We start from the raw sequence: 16,384 nt of genomic DNA, 5'->3' as shown, positions 1-16,384 counted from the left end.
TGCGTGAAAAAGTGCATCAATACGACTGCTGACGAGGTCTACCATGAGATCGACGCATGACTTCGCTTGGGAGAGACCTGGTGCGAAAGCCACCTAGGCCTGATGTTTAAAAAAGAAAAATGGCGGGCCGTGAAGCGCTATATGATCAAACGTACAGTTCTCGCCCCATGGGAGGCTCGAAGAAACCCATACCGACTAAAAATGTCTTGCGAACGCTTTAGTGGATATAGGGTCTCTTTGAATCGACTTGTTGGGACAATCGAATAAATTTGAGGTAGTGATGACGCCTTTTGATTTACAGCGAATGTTGATAGACGAATTCCCCTACTCGTTTCTGCTAGAGGTTGCCTTTCGAGCGTTTTTCGCGTTTGTTGCAGTTTTTCTATTTTTAAAATCCAGTGGTCGGCGAGGTATAAGACAGCTATCCCTCTTTGAACTCGTTGTACTTCTAACGCTGGGCTCTGCTGCTGGAGATGTGTCTTTTTACCACGACGTGCCCTTGCTACCTATAGCAGTGGTGTTTCTCACGCTTTTGATGCTATATCGATTTACCGTGCTCGCAATGGCACGTAGTAAAAAATTCGAAGCATGGATGGACGGCCTTCCTATAACTGTTGTTAAAGGCGGTTTGTATGAGCTGAAATCATTAGAACAGTTAAATATCTCGTCTAGCGAGTTATTGATGGAGTTTCGTCAACTAGGGGTTGAGCATCTAGGCCAAGTTAGATTAGCTATAGTAGAGACTGATGGCGACGTAAGTCTTTATTTTTTTGATAAAGACGATGTCCGGCAAGGACTCTCTGTGTTACCACCTGAGCACCGAAATGAGTTTGTTAAAGTGCCCGCTTCAGGGCTTTATTGCTGCGTAAAATGTGGATACGCATACAATATCAACGCAAAAGAAGGAGCGGATTGCTCGCGGTGCAAAAACGATATCTGGTCAGCGGCTCTTAATAGTCAGCGCTGTCGCTGAAAGTTGGGAGATCGACTAATGGCTGGCGTTCTCGGTGGTGCTTTTCTCCTGGAGCTGGATTAATTCGATCCAAAAAGAGAGTCAAGGGGCGAGGGAGAATGGCATGTCCGACGGAGCGGAGTTGGTACCCAGCTCGCAACACTGCAGGAACCTGAAACTCTGAGAGTAAATCAGTCGAGTAGCCGTCCCAGCAGCTGCTCAATTTGCGTCCCCTCGTAACGTGTCTTCAGCTCTTCAAGCTTTGCTGCTCTGCGATCACCAGCAAGCAAACTGAGCCCATGAAGTGAGTTGATGAAGCGCTGAGGCTCTGCGATTTCGTCTCGAAGGCTGAGCCAGGCAGAGTTTGCCTGTTTGACGAGCGCCTCAGCTTCTAGGCTCAAGCCCCGCGACTCAATCAACCTGTTGCCATTTACCTCGGTCTTAAGCTTGCTCAGGACTTCCTCAAGCTTTTGGAGCTGCTCGGTAACGGTCTCGGCGCTATCAAGTGAAACGGATCTGCCTTCGACATAGATCGTATCGTCCTGAATGCAGAAGATCGCCAGCGGGCCTTCGCCTCCTCCCGTGCAATCGAGTGCAAGAAAGTTACCCAAGCGCAGCGGCTGAGGAATCCAGGTATGACCCGTGCAAACGCGCCAGACGCCCGACACACCCTCCCGGTAATGCTTGATGACACGTTCCCGTCCCCACAGAGCCACTTCTTCAATCTGTGCGTTATCGAGACTTCCGACAAACTCTTTCCAAGACAAGCCAGCGGGTACATCTGCGTGAACTACTCCAACCATTCCACGCGCTGATTCGACCTCGATGGCGACTGGAAGACCTTCGAGCTTTTCGATGATCATTTCTTTCGAGTCATCGGCAATCGTCATCCACCATCGAGCACCATGGGATGTGTAAGCGGCGTGAGGGTTAGCCCGGAAGGCATCGATCAGCATCTGCTCATGATTACCTAAGACCGTGTAGAACCAAGGTTCGCCGAGCAGTTTGAGACCATCAAGTACGCCAGGCCCACGGTCTATCAGATCACCAACTCCGATGACTCGATCAACCGCGCTGTCGAAGCCAAGCGCTCGGAGCGCCTTGTGCAGGTCGATGGTTTTAAAGTGGATGTCGCCTACGACGAAGTCACGGCCACCGTCGTTGCGAGGTAGCTTCAAAACTCTCTGCTTCATGCGCCTTTGTACTCCGGAACGTGAGCCGTCGCATCGGCTGCGGTGGCTGTTTTGTCTCCTTTCCTAGCGGGATCCCCAAGCCTAGAAAGTTACGTTCGGCCAAGCAGTGAGGCGCCGTAGAGGACGCCGCCAGAGGTTCCATGGCCTTCCAGAGCCCTATCAGCCTGGGCATGTGTGCGGTGCGAGCAGATCAATGCATCTTTGTCTAAAAGCAATGTAACTGCATGGCCTTGAAATAGTGCCAAAGCGCCACCATGCTTGGTTACCATTACAGCGTTCAACCATCCCTCCTTACACCGGCTCCAGAATTTCGAGCGTGATCACCATGCGCAAGTAGCTTTAAAGCCGAAATGGCCAAGGCTTGGGTTCAAATGAGTAACTGAGGCTAATTCTGCCAGCTAGGCCGGCAGTCCATTTTTCCAGAGAAAGACCTGTGACATCACCGAACAATAGAGACGAGTTCAAGCGCGATGTAATCCGCACCCTACAGGAAAGAGCCGGGAACAAATGTTCTGCACCAGATTGCAGGAGACTGACGTCCGGGCCAAATTTCAATCCTGAGAAAGTCACGCGGATTGGAGTCGGAGCACACATAACAGCAGCTGCCTGCGGTGGGCCTCGCTTTGATGCTTCATTGACACCCGCTGAGCGAAGCTCAATCCGAAATGGCATTTGGCTGTGTCAAAGCTGCGCTCGCATGATAGATGTCGACCCAGAACGTTACACAGTGCTTCGACTTCTCAGTTGGAAGCATGACGCTGAGGGAGAGGCGAATGCTGAAGTTGAAGGTCGCCCAAAACAACTACAGGCACATCCTGAAGAGCAAGAAGAAGGATGGATTTGCCCGTTTTGCAAGTCGTTCGTAGCACTCGATAGCCACGTTTGCCTAGGCTGTAAAGCTGAAGTAATCAGTGGCTCCACGACGAGAGAGCGTGATAACGCGATGAAGATGGGGCTGTTGATTGGCGGACTCCTGGCCTTCTCTATATTTGTGCTCATGCCGCAGTGGTTGGAGGCGACTTTCGGATGGCATGTGCCTAAAGCTTTTGGGCTGGGATTGACCTCTTGGGGTATTGGTGGAGGTCTTTCATTATTGAGCGGTTTGGGATGCATGCTTTTCGATGAGCGACTCCATAAGCGCAAGCCGCCACGCTTTTTCCGGCCCACATTCACCTAATACGGGTACATGGATGTTTACCTACGAATACGCTGAACCAACAGATCAAATGCTCTTGAACGACATTCTGGATCTTGATACCGGAATGCCAGTGGATTTACGAACTTTCCTGACTCGCGACCTCGCTCTGGTTATGCAGGACAGAAACGAGATGGCTGGTCGCTACACTCGGGACGCTCAGCAGCCTTGGCTAGTCTGCCAACTGTGCGGTGGTGCCGTGATGTTGGTACGCACAAAGGATCGACGCTTCCACTTTCGTCACCATACTGCTGAAGAGGGCACTCGAGGATGCCCGATTTCAACACGAGGCTCGTTCAGCGCCGATCAAATCAACAGCATGAAATACAACGCTGCAAAAGAGAGCTCTGCTCACTTGCGGCTGAAGGGGATCATTCGAGATAGCCTCGTCGCGGATCACACATGTGATGAACCCCAAGTGGAAAAGGTATGGCGCGGAATGCCTGTAGGTGAACGTGCGACTTGGCGCAAACCAGATGTGCAGGTTGAGCGAGAAGGTCAACGCGTGGCGTTCGAAGTTCAGCTATCCACTACATTTCTAACTGAAATAGTCGGACGACGTGAGTTCTACAGAGCGAATGGCGGCGCGATCATTTGGGTATTTCAGGGTTTCAATCCGGCAGAAACGCGCACAGCTCACGAGGATATTTTCTACCTCAACAACCTCAACGTTTTCGTCGTTAACGAAGAGACGTTGCGAAGGTCGCAGGAGGCGAACCGCATGGCCTTCGATTGCTGGTATGCGATACCGCATCTAAAGGGACGACTCATCGCAAATGAATGGATCATGGAGCAAGTCTTCCTCGATCAGTTGACCATCGACCCTGTCGAACAGCTCGTTTTCTATCATGACTACCGGTCACGTAGAACGGAGTTATTGGCAACACTCAACTCGGACAGCATGCGGCAAGCTTTCCACGATTTTTGGACGGAGTATGGGGCCAGTGAGGAAGTGGAGGCCAAGGCGGTTTGGACATCTCTGAGAGATCGTATGCGGGTGTTCAACTCAGAGCTCAGGCTACCCAAATCACATTGGGAGGGGCCTTTCCACGGAGCGGTGTCCATCATTTTAAGTGCTCGATACGGTCGTCCAATTGGCTATCGGCTACCGCGCTTGCTCGACGTCACTAATGTGGCGTTCAACTCTTACAAACCGTACCTGATGCCTTTTGGATGGACGCTGAACGCTTTCGAGCAAAATGGTCTTTTGCTGGAGCAAGACAAAAAAGGCACCTGGGCGAAACGTCGTCGTGAAATCCGCGATGCAATCAAGAATGATGAAAATGCCTTTCGGCGGAATCGGGAGTTTGATCGGCTATTCGCGTTCTTGGTACCTGAGATCATCAGTAACCTTGTTTCATGAGAGAAGGCAATTCCGGTTACCCCAATACCCCTTGAGACTCGCGACATCTGGCTCGCCTTCTGCTGTTGAAGTTGGGTCAAATGCAGCGCATCCGCCGCGCAGGTCTACCTGCAGGTACGCAGGCTTAAGCAAGTGTGCCGAAAACTGCGGCCAGACATGAAAACACTAAATCCCGCCGCCACACGAAATTATTCTGGTGTACAATCCCGCCAAACGAAACCAGAGTGCTGCCCATGCCCCCTAGTCGCGCCACCTCCATTCCTGATCTAATCATCGCCAACGTACCCCGCGATCTCATCATGGGCATCGAGGATGCCTTCGGCGCGGGAGCCACGCGAGCGCACACCGCGACGAAAGATCTGGATAAAAAGCATCGCAAGAATGCCCTAGGACAGATGCGTCATTTCCACATGAACGAGCTGTTCAGCGAAGCACTCCAAGTGGCTGGTGCAGAGCACGTCCCGCTCAAAGGCAATGGTGTCGTTGTTGGCCAAGTAGGCATGTTCAAATTTAGCCGCATGAACATGTCATCGACTGCGTGGAACAACCCCAAACGCAGTGTCACGCGCCGTCAGCTTGCGGAAGCAAACCAGGCGATGACACAACTGATTCAGCCATCATTGTTTGCTCCGCAGGAAATCAATACGGGCACGTTCTTTTTCGTCGCATGTTTCAGCGGTTCATTGCATATCCAGCCTGAGAAGCCCCTGGAAATTCATATCGCCGTGCCCGATGCAAAAATGGAGGGCTGGCTTTTTCGCGAGCCACTCAATCAGTTCATAGCCCGTTACGACGAAGTTCAATTGCAAGTCGACATGGCAAAGCCGAAGCTAAAAATTGGCCTACTCGATACGGGACGGCATGCTGCATCATGAGTCGTGGAATAACAGGTTTCGAACCGGGCCGTCTAGTTCAAGCGCTCGCTGCTCGCGCGTTGTCACAAGCCCAGTTGGCCATGATGGTTGGAGTCTCTCCTGCAACCATCAGTAAATGGAAAACGGGGCAGCAGTCCCCAGAAGCGGAAGCGCTTGCCAGCCTTTCACAGGTGATAAATGTAAGCCCAGAGTGGTTTACCAGGCCGCTTCCAGAGAAATGCTCGCTGCCACTCTTTCGAAGCAACGCTTCGGCGCATGCCTGTGCGCGATCAATGTTGGAAGCTCGTCTTGAGTGGGCTCAAGACATCGCTATGGCGCTGTCCGAGTTCGTGGACTTTCCGGATGTAAACCTACCGACAAGGGCCTTCACCGATCCACAGCAGATCACCAACGCTGACATCGAAGAAGCAGCATGCGAATGTCGAGACCTCTGGGGAATCGGACGTCGTGCCATTCCAGATCTTGCTATGGCGGTTGAAGGTGCCGGTGTCATCTTGGTGCGAGAGGAAACTGGTGTTGCAACCATCGAAGGTCTATCTGCATGGAGCCACGCTCTTCAGCGACCTCTGATTTTACTCTCAGCGGATAAGGGAAATGGCTTCCGAAGCCGATTCGACCTCGCGCACGAGCTGGGGCACCTCATACTTCATAAAGGCATTGATAGATCCACTGATCCTGATCGATACAAGCTAATGGAAGACCAGGCCCATCGATTTGCTGGAGCATTTTTACTCCCAGCCGAAACGTTCGCGGACGATGTGAAGACCCCCGTTACGCTCGACAGCCTGTTGCTTCTGAAGCAGCGTTGGGGTGTATCGGTAGCAGCCATGGTCATGCGCCTCTGGGCTCTGCGAATCATTGATAATGACGCGAAAGCCCTGCTCTTTAAACGCCGCTCGGCGAGATGGGGAGTGAAGGCTGAGCCAGGCGATGAAGGGCGTGCGCCGGAACAAGTTCGCCTGCTTAAACGCACCATTGAACTACTAGCCTCTGCTGGAGTGATGCCACTTGATGCGGTATCTGGCTACGTGGGTTTGGCTGCTAACGACGTGGAGAAACTGACCGGGCTGCCAGAGCTTTATTTGTCCGGAAGAACCTCTGTGGTTCACTTAGCTACGTTGAAGGCCACTCTGAATAACAACTCCGCTCGAAAGCCAGAGGAAAGCGCGGTCGTACTTCCATTCAAAAAACGCAAATAATTTGATGATCGGGCTTCTGAATGAAGCCCGTGAATACCCTAGGGACAAATCAGAAACGTAATTGGCCGCAATGCCAACTTGCGTAACTACGCGATCAACGCCTGACGGCGGCCTCCAAGCAGGGTGGAGATTGATTGCGATGACTCATGACGAAGAACTCCGGCAGAGAGAGAGTTAGCTAGGCGAAAAGCTCTCTGGGCGCTTGCCTCCATCTTGCCTGGTGACCCCAAGGCGCTCGATGTCTTAGATGTTCTCGACGATATCGAGCTGCGTGAGGGCAATGACATGTCATCGCTCGCACAAGCACTCAGCATCGTCATTTTCGTGATTCGATACCGACCGAGCCCCACCCGATAGGCTGCCGGATAGTCCGCGAGACAAACATCCCGCAGCCTTGGCGGGAGCGTTTTCTGTGTGCCAGCTTAGGTTCAACACGGGTAGCGGATGGGCTCTACGCTCACGATTGGGAAAAATTTCTTGGTGAGTGGAAGCGTGAAATGCTTCATCTTCAGAAGCACCGAGCCGCACGGGCGGTACGCAAATAGGATGGCTGCATGACTTACTCTGCACAGCATGTAGTCGATTTTATCGGCAACCTAGCCCCACTCTTTCATTCGGAGGAAATCGAGCATCAGCGAGTAGCACGCTCCCTACGCGATGGAACCGTGATCCGAGCTCCCAAGGAGGATGATGCAGAGCCGGAGGATGCATACGACATCGTCTGGTGGCAGGGCGACCCCCGATAGGGCTAGTGAAGTCCCTGCGTACATGATGGCCAGCAATGCGCTGGTCGATTACGTTCGGTTCCACAGCGTCGGTCAAGAGGTTGAGCACGCTGGGAACCTGCTCGAGCATCTGAGCCAGCACTTTGGGCAAAAAACAGGAGCCTCTTTGTACTTGCCATATCGGGAGGAGGAATTCGCAATTCTGGGGAAGGTACTCGAGGCAGCTGAGAAAGGCAGGGCCTAAGCTCGCCTGGGAGATTCTCAAGAAAGGCCTTGGCCTTTAGTTAACCCGCATGTGTTCGAAACGGAAGCTAACGGTAAAGCTTTACTTCCTTGTTCGTGATGTGGATCAAACGGTAAATCCTCCAGCCCAAACTTGGTATGTCGCGCAGTTGGGTTGGCATGGGCAAGCGGAGCGCGCAGGCGTGCAGGATGGGAGCCCGAAGGGCCGAGACGCAGGCTCGGTTCACGACAGCCGATCCCCGAAGGGCACGCACCAACATCAGTCCAACTGTTCTGGGTCACAGGAATTATCCCAGGCATCCATCGCCTCGCTCAAGCTGCTGAACCATTGGAGCTCTGAGCCTCGTAACGCGTTAGCTACTTGTCTGTTTGTATTGGCGTCGACCCAGGGCGGAAGACTCTCCGTGAGGCCTGAGAACAAGCTGGCCGTTGCGACAGCATATCTGCCCCCACTTGTGGACTGGAGGCATACGTAGCGCACGGACGCCCCGGATGCCACGCGACGCCAGATCACGACTTCGACAAAGTCATTCATGCTTGATGTAGGGTCACCCAGAGGGGCAGTCAGAGGAGAGTTCGTAGATTGGTGCGCTTGAGTTGTGCGGTTCGGCGACGGTTGAACAAGATGCTTCAGCTTTTCGCGCCCAGCCATAACGACCTCGCGGAGCTCCTCTGGATCTATGGACAATCCGCCGCGATCAGACACCGAATAATTCTTCAGCTGATTCAACGACGTGATGAATCGACGTTCCTGTGTCTGTTCCCATTCCGACCTTTTGTCCTGAAAGAAAAAGGCCCAGAGCCGTATGTACCACCCCATTTTTCTTCCATCCTGCATTGATCCAGTGGGAGCATCTTCAGTGATGCTAGGGGAAATGTCCTGACATTTTTGGTGGGCACACACCGCATGGCTAGATCTAACGATACGACGCGCCTCCCTGAAGCACCATATGCCCGAGACTGGGAGAGGTTTCTGATCGAATGGAAGAATGAGATGGTGCACTTGGAGAAGCGTAGGGCGGATCAAGGACGAACGTAGATAGATCTAGGTAAAACAAGGAGAGCGAGTTGACCCTGCCGAATATTGCATCTTACGAATCCAGCGACCTCTAGGCTTGAGGGCTACTTGTCGACCTCTGCATACCGCTAGTTATCGCGTGCGCCCCGTCTGTGTGCGATTAAGCTCTCCACGGCCTCGCTGACTGATAAACCTTTGCGCTTACATGCGAGTAGAAACTCGTGGTCAAGCATCGCCTGGTTTTTAGTGATCAGATCGTGGGATGTAGCATCGAGTTTTGCGTGCGAGAGCTCATCAATGCCCCACGAACTGGTAGAGTCGAACAGAGACATATCTCCATTTGCCCGTTCTAAAAGAGTTAACCAAAGCCCATGGGGCACGGTCGTGCGACTCTCATGTCGATAAAGGTATGAGGGTATGCGCAGCAGATCAGGAACGCGGTCAATGACAACTTCGCAAACGACACGCAGAGCCTCAAATGGAGCGGGCGTCATGCCTATGACCGAGCTGTGATGCAGTTTAGGTATAGATTGATAGGACTCTTCAATTTTGACCGGATGTTCGTAAGCTAGCTGCAAAGCCAGTTCACCAAATCGGTTGCTACCTAGAAACGTGGCGAGGCGCTCGATAGCTTCGAGTTCGTGAAGGCTGTTCCGTTTCAAGGCTATCAGATTCCCCACGCTTCCTCCGGTGGTGCAATACGACAGTATTAACTGAGTCGAGCTTCAAGCATTGTATCAAACGGCGAGACGTGTGAGAGATCGCGGTCAAACAGGGGGAGAAGATCACTAGGCATCTCTCCGAGTTATAGGTGATACGGGGTTGGATTCCCATTGAAAGATGGCCATTCGCCCAACCGCACCGCGAGCGCTCGAGACATGGCACAATAGCATCTCTGCCCCTACCGTCCCTTGGCTACGGATTTGTTTTGTCAGAACTGCTCAATCTCAAACCAAATGTATTGGTTCCACACCCCTCCGGATTGGAGAGCTTTGGAACAATCCCAGATATGCCCTCCTTTCAACTGCCTGGTGGAGAGATCTATCTGAGGGTAGGTGTTCATAATGGGGATAATCGAGGCTTCGGGATTCGCCATATCTGGGGAAGCCAATCGTAGCTGTCACGCCGAACGAAAGCGCTACGCCAGCTGTTGAGGTCAAAGCCCAGGACGACGTGCGGCCACCTGTCGAGGTCGAGCTGGAGGCGTAAAAAAAGGCAAAAAAAAGCGCCGTAAAGGCGCTTTTTCAGTGTTTATGAGGAGTAGTCGCAGCGATTCTTTAGCTCCCAGCCTTGCGACCTTGGGTTCAGAATCCGGCAAGCTCGCTTGCCGTCACTACTTCAGAGAAACCAGCTTTCTCTGCTGCCAAAAATGCGGGGGGGGGCATAGCTGGTACCCAAGCCCGACGAATGCGCAGTTGCAGTCCTCAGTAATCATTTTTGATCATTGGTGACACGCGCGTCAACCATTTTAAATGTAAAAGCGTGACCGCACCGTTGTATTTGAGAGCTGAAAGATCGCCGAACGTCAGGTCTCAGGCCCCCGCAGCATGGCTCAGACCATTGATCCAGGCTCTCCTCAATGAGATCGTTCCATATGACCTTTGAGCTTCTCCAAAATATAAACTGCAATCGAGCCAGCCAAATTGTTAGCAAGACGCGCTTCCGCCTGGTACGCGACCTTGTTCCCGCCATGTGCGCTGCTAACGTGGGTGCGCAAAACCCCAACTCCCTGAGCTATTGATTTCACACCGCCGAAAAGCCTAGTTATGTCACCACCATAATCGGTGCCATCTGGAAGCTTGAGTGCGGGGAAATCATTCACCACCTGGCCTATAAGCCTCGTAATAACGAGTTCTGGAGGAAGCGGCAAGCCCCTGGTTTCCAGGTAGTGGCGACAAACAGATTCGATAAAGGCGTTGCTGTGGGAGATCGAGTCGGTGGGATCCGTCAGTATGGCAATACGGGCTTTGTCCCATTGCTTTTCAAGATAATCGCCGTCCATCAATTCCGCGAGGTCGTCGTGAACAGCCTCGCTTTGATTGTTCGAAAACTCCGAAAGCAACTGCGCGGAACTGGCCGCTTCACCCAAAATTTGAGTCAAACAGTTTTCAACCGCGTTCCATATGGAATCAATCGCCGCAGGTGAAGCTAGCTTAGTAAGCTTCTCATCACTTAAATCGCTAATGTTGTTCACGATCATGTGCCCTTCGTAGGGCGTACCATGGGCCATCGCATCATCCACGGTCGATGACGTGAGAATTCTGAGGTGCTGGCCATCGAAAACAAAGCAGCCATACTCCCAATCGTTCTCGTCCATGTACCCGAGATTTACATTCGCGCCTGTTGCGTAGAGATTCAGCTCCCCAACCGCATCTCGCAACTCCTTCTCGACGGCGTCCAATCCCGCACGTATTTCACTGCGTGAATCCCGCACCTGTTTCGCCAATCGGGCCAGTACATCCTTTCTGCTGGTCATAGAACACTCACGATAAAATTTTTGAGAGGGATATGGTGCGTGGTACCGCCTTACGTAGCAGCATATGGTGCCTGCATCGTATCCGAGAGATGCTCTCAAGTAGACCCGTGTAGTTAAACGTTCGCTGGGCAAGAAAGCGATGCAAGCGGAAATCCTTCAAGAGGCCTAAAGATCGCCTCGTCACGGAAATGGATTGCGCATGTTGCCGGGGGACAACCAGTGGCGTTGGCATCGCTCCTTCGAGCCTGCAGGCTCGGCTCATAGGACGCGAATGAAGCGCAAACAGTGATTGAACTCATTGGTCACCAGAGGGGAAAGAGCTGGTCATCGCACGAATCGCTTCAGTGCATGACGAATTTCGATCACTTTCTCACGTATCTCATCTGGATGAATCGACATGCCACCTTCGGGCGTCACATGGAGAGACTTCAGATTGTTGAGAGCGTCTATGAATGCCCGTTCTCTCGTTTGCTCTGAATCCGGCCTTTCGTCTTGCCAAAAAAGGCTAAGCATCGCGCTAACATTTTCATTCCGCGCTCCGTTGCCGTGAACCATCGAGTGCTTTTTCAAGGTTGATGAGGAAAATTTCTTGGCTTTTTCGTGCAGCATCTCGTCAAGCGTGGTCACTTGAATCTAGGCTCCTGCAGTGTGGTTTGACATCGCGGATATGCAGGCCGAGCTCGAGCAGATGCTCTGCGTAGCTGTTGATTTCAACGTCGAAAACGACATGCCAAGCTTCAGCAGTCAGGCGATTTTCATGGTTTGTAACGTGCTTTTCTGCTTTGTAACGCTACTTACGTTACAACGAGAAAGTAACGTTACAGACCGAGTCACAAAGCAAGCGGAGCGCGCAGGCCAAAAGCCGAAGGCGTGCGGATGGATGCCCACAGGGCCGAGACCGGCGTTTACGCCGGGCTTGGTTCACGACAGCCGTTCCCTGAAAGGGGCACGCACAGAACCATCAGCGTCTCCCAAGAAGAATACTGGTAGCAGAACTTAAGTTTCGTCATCCCTCATAACTATTCCCATCTTCCATTGATGATGATTTTTGTAGTGCTAATTGATCATTGACTCACGACGTTGGGCGCATTTAATGTCGTCATCCCTAAGTAGCATCAAAATTTGGACTTCCTTTCGGAAAGTCTTGATATCAACACTTCCATCTTCAAGCTCTTGCATTAAGTTATCCATTTTACCATTAAATATATCAACAGCCCGAATCATATGGACTGAGCTAATGGTTTCGGAATAGTCGGAAAGTCTTGCAAACGCCAAATCAATGTAATGCTCAACCGATGAGGCCTCAATATGACCAGTCCATTGTTGAATCTCCAAAATAAATTTTTTGCTATCTAACAGGGCTTTTCGGAAGTCATCCTTGGTAGACATTTCATGCCTTTTGATCAGTGTAACGAAAAGATTTGTGATAAAAGCGTGCCTGAACATATGGGCGCACACCTGCGTATTAATATTCGCCGCAGTACGCAGTGTTGAGATTTCATTACCTAGAGTGTCGCTAGATAAAGGTCTCCCAGTGGTTTCAGAGATAAAGAGAAATCCGTGGTCTTTACCATCTTTGTAAGCCTTGCGCATTTGCTCACGGCGCGCAATTTGTATAAAGTTTTTTATGTCATGGAGGAGCATTTTAGTAACAGGAATATAGCGTTCAGCGTTATCCCCTTGCTTGAGGGTGTCAAGCCGTAGTAGAGGACTGTCCATACGGTATGCGTTCAAGATGTCATCAACTTTGATGTTGCATACCTCGGTTCTTCTTGCTCCGGTGTCATTGAACAACTCAATCATGCAGCGTCTTCTTAGTTTTACAAAATTTGAGCTCTTTACTTTTTTGATTGCTGACTTTAATTGCATGACCTGTTCCTTCGTTACGGGGCGTCTAGTATTGACGCGGCGGCCTAGGCCAAGTGAATGGTGTGTGAGATAACTTCTCTTTATTTTGGTTCCGCTCTTGGATACGATGGTGTATGTTTCTTCATGTGCTCGTATCGTTCCCTCCGGGGATACAAAATTTTTATCACCATGAAAACGTCCAACGAACCCCAAAAAGTCCAGCCAGACGCGGCCCACCGCTACTACCGAAGCTTCAGTTTTCTGGTCATGTGCAGGATTTCTCTTATTCGGCTCTTTCCTTATTTCTTCTACGTAGTCTGTAAATTTAGAGTCGTTAATTTCGATAGGATTTAGGCCATCTCTGTAGCAGCGTTTTAGTAGTTGGCTAATCTTCGCTGCGTATTCGCCAACCGATCCGCCTTTTCTTCCTTTTAGTGCTAGACCACGCTGACCGCCGCTTCTTCCTTTTGTTAAAAGAGACTGGATATAAAGATTGCCTATTATGCAGGGCGATCCATTTGGCCATATCATAAAAGAAAGATTAGTCGCATCGCGCGTGCTTATGCGATCAACAGAGAAATGACTGAATAAGGAGAATTTTCCAAGTAGCATGAAAAGCTTCCGGCTGGATAGTTCTTTCATAGCCTTAGTTTTTCCTGTACGTACTAATATTTGTCACTTCGGAGGAAACTGCCTTGGTGTCCAGGTCTGGAGGCGGCACATTGAATGGCGGGGTATTCAAGCTCGTAATAGCGACAAGTAATTCAATGGCGTCTCTAGTGCGCTTTTCACGCAATCGCTCATCCTTAGCATCTCTTATACTCGAAAATTGATTGATCGCTGCAGACAACGCACACGTAAGGATCTCATTGGCCTGGCGGTGCATTTCTAAATCGTGTTCCAATATCGCGATTTTTTTCGACAGACCTGTTTTTGTTCTTTTGTTCGGCTTTTCTTGTCGGTTTTGTGAAGCCTCTATTGCTGCTGAGGCTCTTTTTCTTAGCTCGTCGAAAGCTTTATACTTCCCACTTAGCTCGGCATCAGCGTAGGTTTTAAGTGTGTTCAGACTCATAGGAAACGTGTTAGCGATTTCCCCCTCGGGCGTGGTGATCTCGCGGTCGATCTTTGCCAGTGCAGATTGGCTCTTCAGAGCGGTGCGTAACTCCATATCTGAAAGGTAGTGCTGAGGGCGCTTTGCAATATCAGCCAAGAAAGACTGCAGTAACTTCAGCCCATTTATTGTTTTGACGATTTTTGATTCAACCTTACTCATCTTCAGCCACCACTCGAGCTAGTCTTGCCACTACTTTGAATGTTTTGCCTGTATGGTCTGAAATAAATTCTGGTTCGATCTCTACCAGGCCCTCAGTCATAAGATCCAGGATATGATCCTCAAGCAGTGCAGTGTCAATCAACCCAAAATCGTGGACGCCAAAGCGCTGGCTAATTAAGCCCGCCAGATCGGCATAGTCTTCAGTACCCTCGTAATGAATCTGTTCCGCAACGAATTGAGCTCCCACACCCGCAAGTACCGCGCCATCTAAAGTTTCAGTAATGTAATTCCAAACATGCGCTGGGTCTGAGTGTCCGAGCATCCATTGCAGAGTATCGAGCCTGCCGAAACTGCTGCCATAGAAAAACAACATCGCGAAGAAACGACGCAATTGATGCTGGCGAATATAATAACGCTCACCCGCTTGATTTGTAGGGGTTTCAAAATAGTCACAAAACAGGTCTAAGTTTCTATTGAAACTTGTCGACGAGCTTTCTGTTAGGGACGCGGCACCGGTCAGATTGGGCGTTGAGAAAAGCTTTTTAAAATCGCTTATATATCCAATGCGTTTCAAGATCCGTTGCATCCGAATCAGAGACTTGATCATATCAACTGCGATTGGTTCGATTGGTCGGGCCTGTGTCTGGCGTATGCCAAACAGATGACGAGTGCTTTTTGCTGCTTTGAAAATCAGCCATTGCTCGGAATCGTCTAAGCATTTGTCTGCCTGTAGCTCAACAATTTCACTGACCCGCCGAGCCATCAAAAGACCAACGGTCAGTTGGACTGCTCCGACATAAACACAAAGCATTTCAACCAGGCCGGCATTATTGCGCAGTTGCGGATAATATTCTTCGCGCGTCCCTTTTACGTTTCCCTGATATTCGCCATTAGCCGTGCTTTTGATAGATAAACTATACTGCTTGATGCCAAACTCCCGCATCTCCGCACCTACGATTTCCTGTAACTGCGCATTAGTAAGTGTTGATGGCGATATTTTACGTTTCCGGCAAGCGAGTGCAACGCGGCAAAATGCGTTGATGATCTTCTCCCCATGATCAAAATAAAGATCGATACCCTGTTCCAGGGCTTTGAAAACCATCTGGGAGGGTAGGGTGCGAAACCGACCTTTAGTTGAGAGGTCTGGCATGAAAGCTTCTGCTGCTTGCAAAGCTTCCAGTGGAGGAGCAGGGAGTCCTATTTCATGTAGTATGCCAATCTTATACAATGTGAGACGATAAGCGACGTAAGTCTGATCGCGAAGTTTTTCTCTTAGACCTGTGCGAACTGATACGCCAGGATGCTCCCGGGTAAATAAGCTCTTGTCAGTGTTGAACGCCAAGATTGCCGGAGTTGGCTTTGATTGATTCTTTCCCCATAAGCAATTTGTGTAGATCTCTTCAGAAAGGCGTACCGTATTTGGAGCATTTCCATAGTCTTTATGGCTTCGGTAGTAACCTTTTAAGTAAAGGCATGCACGGATTGCCGGCACAATATCTGTCGGAAGATCCAATTCATCATCGTCAGTTTGTTCATTGGTAATAACTTGGATTTCTGGAATTTTATCCAACACTGCGGTGATTTCAGAATGGCTATATTCTTTAAGTACGTTGAGGCAATACGTCCGTAGACTAACCGTCCAGTTATATATCGACTCTGCTGTAGAGGGGTGGGATCCGATTCTTTCTAAAATTTCGATTAAATTACCCTCTGTCAGCCCGGCCAATCCATGCGTGATCAACTCATACCTCTTACTGTTTATCAGTAAAAGGTCAATGATTTGACATGCGCGAATGAAGGACATACGTTGCTGCCCTTTGAGGTTGTTCGTTTCCTCTTGGTACCCGAAACTGTTTCGCGTGCTAGCCGTCAAAAAATACTTCAAACAAGTCAGCAGCTGCGCGTTGATGTTGTCAGTCAGTATGGTTCCATCAGCAATTGGCACTCGCCAATCTAATTCGAAAGGTTCGCCATAGCCGAAATCATATCGCCATACCTCAGCGTCAAATTCGTTAAGTAACCAA

Annotated in this window: 12 protein-coding genes and 1 pseudogene; 6 read left to right on the top strand and 7 right to left on the bottom strand. The window is 50.4% G+C overall.

All coding sequences use genetic code 11. The features are described from left to right. Positions 1-280: 280 nt before the first annotated feature. Positions 281-973, top strand: coding sequence for a DUF421 domain-containing protein (locus HP062_RS16485; protein ID WP_172791692.1), 693 nt, complete (start codon positions 281-283; stop codon positions 971-973). A 170-nt stretch (positions 974-1,143) separates the two neighbouring features. On the opposite strand, the gene HP062_RS16480 is transcribed toward HP062_RS16485, so the two are convergent. Continuing rightward, positions 1,144-2,145, bottom strand: coding sequence for a metallophosphoesterase (locus tag HP062_RS16480; RefSeq protein WP_172791691.1), 1,002 nt, complete (start codon positions 2,143-2,145; stop codon positions 1,144-1,146). A 697-nt stretch (positions 2,146-2,842) separates the two neighbouring features. Between HP062_RS16480 and HP062_RS16475 the strand changes: the two genes are divergently transcribed. From HP062_RS16475 to HP062_RS31510, 5 genes and pseudogenes are all read left to right on the top strand, one after another. Then, on the top strand, positions 2,843-3,322 hold the full coding sequence (locus tag HP062_RS16475; RefSeq protein WP_172791690.1) for a hypothetical protein: 480 nt from the start codon (positions 2,843-2,845) through the stop codon (positions 3,320-3,322). Positions 3,323-3,335: 13 nt separating this feature from the next. Further along, on the top strand, positions 3,336-4,703 hold the full coding sequence (locus HP062_RS16470) for a DUF6035 family protein (RefSeq protein WP_172791689.1): 1,368 nt from the start codon (positions 3,336-3,338) through the stop codon (positions 4,701-4,703). 233 nt (positions 4,704-4,936) lie between these two features. Then, positions 4,937-5,578, top strand: a complete 642-nt coding sequence (locus tag HP062_RS16465; protein WP_172791688.1) for a hypothetical protein — start codon at positions 4,937-4,939, stop codon at positions 5,576-5,578. Beyond that, positions 5,575-6,777: an XRE family transcriptional regulator gene (locus HP062_RS16460; RefSeq protein ID WP_172791687.1), complete on the top strand. Its 1,203-nt coding sequence runs from the start codon at positions 5,575-5,577 to the stop codon at positions 6,775-6,777. The genes HP062_RS16465 and HP062_RS16460 overlap by 4 nt, the downstream gene beginning before the upstream one ends. A 210-nt stretch (positions 6,778-6,987) precedes the next feature. Beyond that, positions 6,988-7,322 (top strand): annotated as a pseudogene (locus HP062_RS31510) (hypothetical protein). 1,569 nt (positions 7,323-8,891) lie between these two features. Here HP062_RS31510 and HP062_RS16455 read toward each other — a convergent pair. The 6 genes from HP062_RS16455 to HP062_RS16430 form a co-directional block, all read right to left on the bottom strand. Then, a complete protein-coding gene (locus HP062_RS16455; RefSeq protein ID WP_172791686.1) occupies positions 8,892-9,443 on the bottom strand; it encodes a hypothetical protein in 552 nt (183 codons plus the stop codon). 896 nt (positions 9,444-10,339) lie between these two features. Next, positions 10,340-11,239: an abortive infection family protein gene (locus HP062_RS16450; RefSeq protein ID WP_172791685.1), complete on the bottom strand. Its 900-nt coding sequence runs from the start codon at positions 11,237-11,239 to the stop codon at positions 10,340-10,342. A gap of 324 nt (positions 11,240-11,563) precedes the next feature. Continuing rightward, complete coding sequence (locus tag HP062_RS31105; protein ID WP_256665819.1) at positions 11,564-11,866, bottom strand: hypothetical protein; 303 nt, start codon at positions 11,864-11,866, stop codon at positions 11,564-11,566. Positions 11,867-12,295: 429 nt separating this feature from the next. Then, positions 12,296-13,729, bottom strand: coding sequence for a tyrosine-type recombinase/integrase (locus HP062_RS16440; protein WP_172791684.1), 1,434 nt, complete (start codon positions 13,727-13,729; stop codon positions 12,296-12,298). Positions 13,730-13,733: 4 nt separating this feature from the next. Then, on the bottom strand, positions 13,734-14,360 hold the full coding sequence (locus HP062_RS16435; RefSeq protein ID WP_172791683.1) for a hypothetical protein: 627 nt from the start codon (positions 14,358-14,360) through the stop codon (positions 13,734-13,736). After that, positions 14,353-16,305, bottom strand: a complete 1,953-nt coding sequence (locus tag HP062_RS16430; RefSeq protein WP_178119847.1) for an integrase — start codon at positions 16,303-16,305, stop codon at positions 14,353-14,355. Before HP062_RS16430 ends, HP062_RS16435 begins: the two co-directional genes overlap by 8 nt. Positions 16,306-16,384 lie beyond the last annotated feature (79 nt).

It is taken from the genome of Pseudomonas sp. B14-6, from assembly GCF_013260315.1.
In the GTDB taxonomy this organism is placed as follows: domain Bacteria; phylum Pseudomonadota; class Gammaproteobacteria; order Pseudomonadales; family Pseudomonadaceae; genus Aquipseudomonas; species Aquipseudomonas mandelii.
The sequence above is the reverse complement of the archived record's forward strand: the minus strand, read 5'-3'. Positions and strand labels throughout refer to the sequence as shown.

What these genes read in the sequence shown, in the direction of transcription:
- HP062_RS16450 (WP_172791685.1), bottom strand. Translation starts at nt 11,239, where the DNA reads ATGACCAGCAGAAAGGATGTACTGGCCCGATTGGCGAAACAGGTGCGG.
- HP062_RS16475 (WP_172791690.1), top strand. Translation starts at nt 2,843, where the DNA reads ATGATAGATGTCGACCCAGAACGTTACACAGTGCTTCGACTTCTCAGT.
- HP062_RS16465 (WP_172791688.1), top strand. Translation starts at nt 4,937, where the DNA reads ATGCCCCCTAGTCGCGCCACCTCCATTCCTGATCTAATCATCGCCAAC.
- HP062_RS16470 (WP_172791689.1), top strand. Translation starts at nt 3,336, where the DNA reads ATGTTTACCTACGAATACGCTGAACCAACAGATCAAATGCTCTTGAAC.
- HP062_RS16485 (WP_172791692.1), top strand. Translation starts at nt 281, where the DNA reads ATGACGCCTTTTGATTTACAGCGAATGTTGATAGACGAATTCCCCTAC.
- HP062_RS16480 (WP_172791691.1), bottom strand. Translation starts at nt 2,145, where the DNA reads ATGAAGCAGAGAGTTTTGAAGCTACCTCGCAACGACGGTGGCCGTGAC.
- HP062_RS16435 (WP_172791683.1), bottom strand. Translation starts at nt 14,360, where the DNA reads ATGAGTAAGGTTGAATCAAAAATCGTCAAAACAATAAATGGGCTGAAG.
- HP062_RS16440 (WP_172791684.1), bottom strand. Translation starts at nt 13,729, where the DNA reads ATGAAAGAACTATCCAGCCGGAAGCTTTTCATGCTACTTGGAAAATTC.
- HP062_RS16460 (WP_172791687.1), top strand. Translation starts at nt 5,575, where the DNA reads ATGAGTCGTGGAATAACAGGTTTCGAACCGGGCCGTCTAGTTCAAGCG.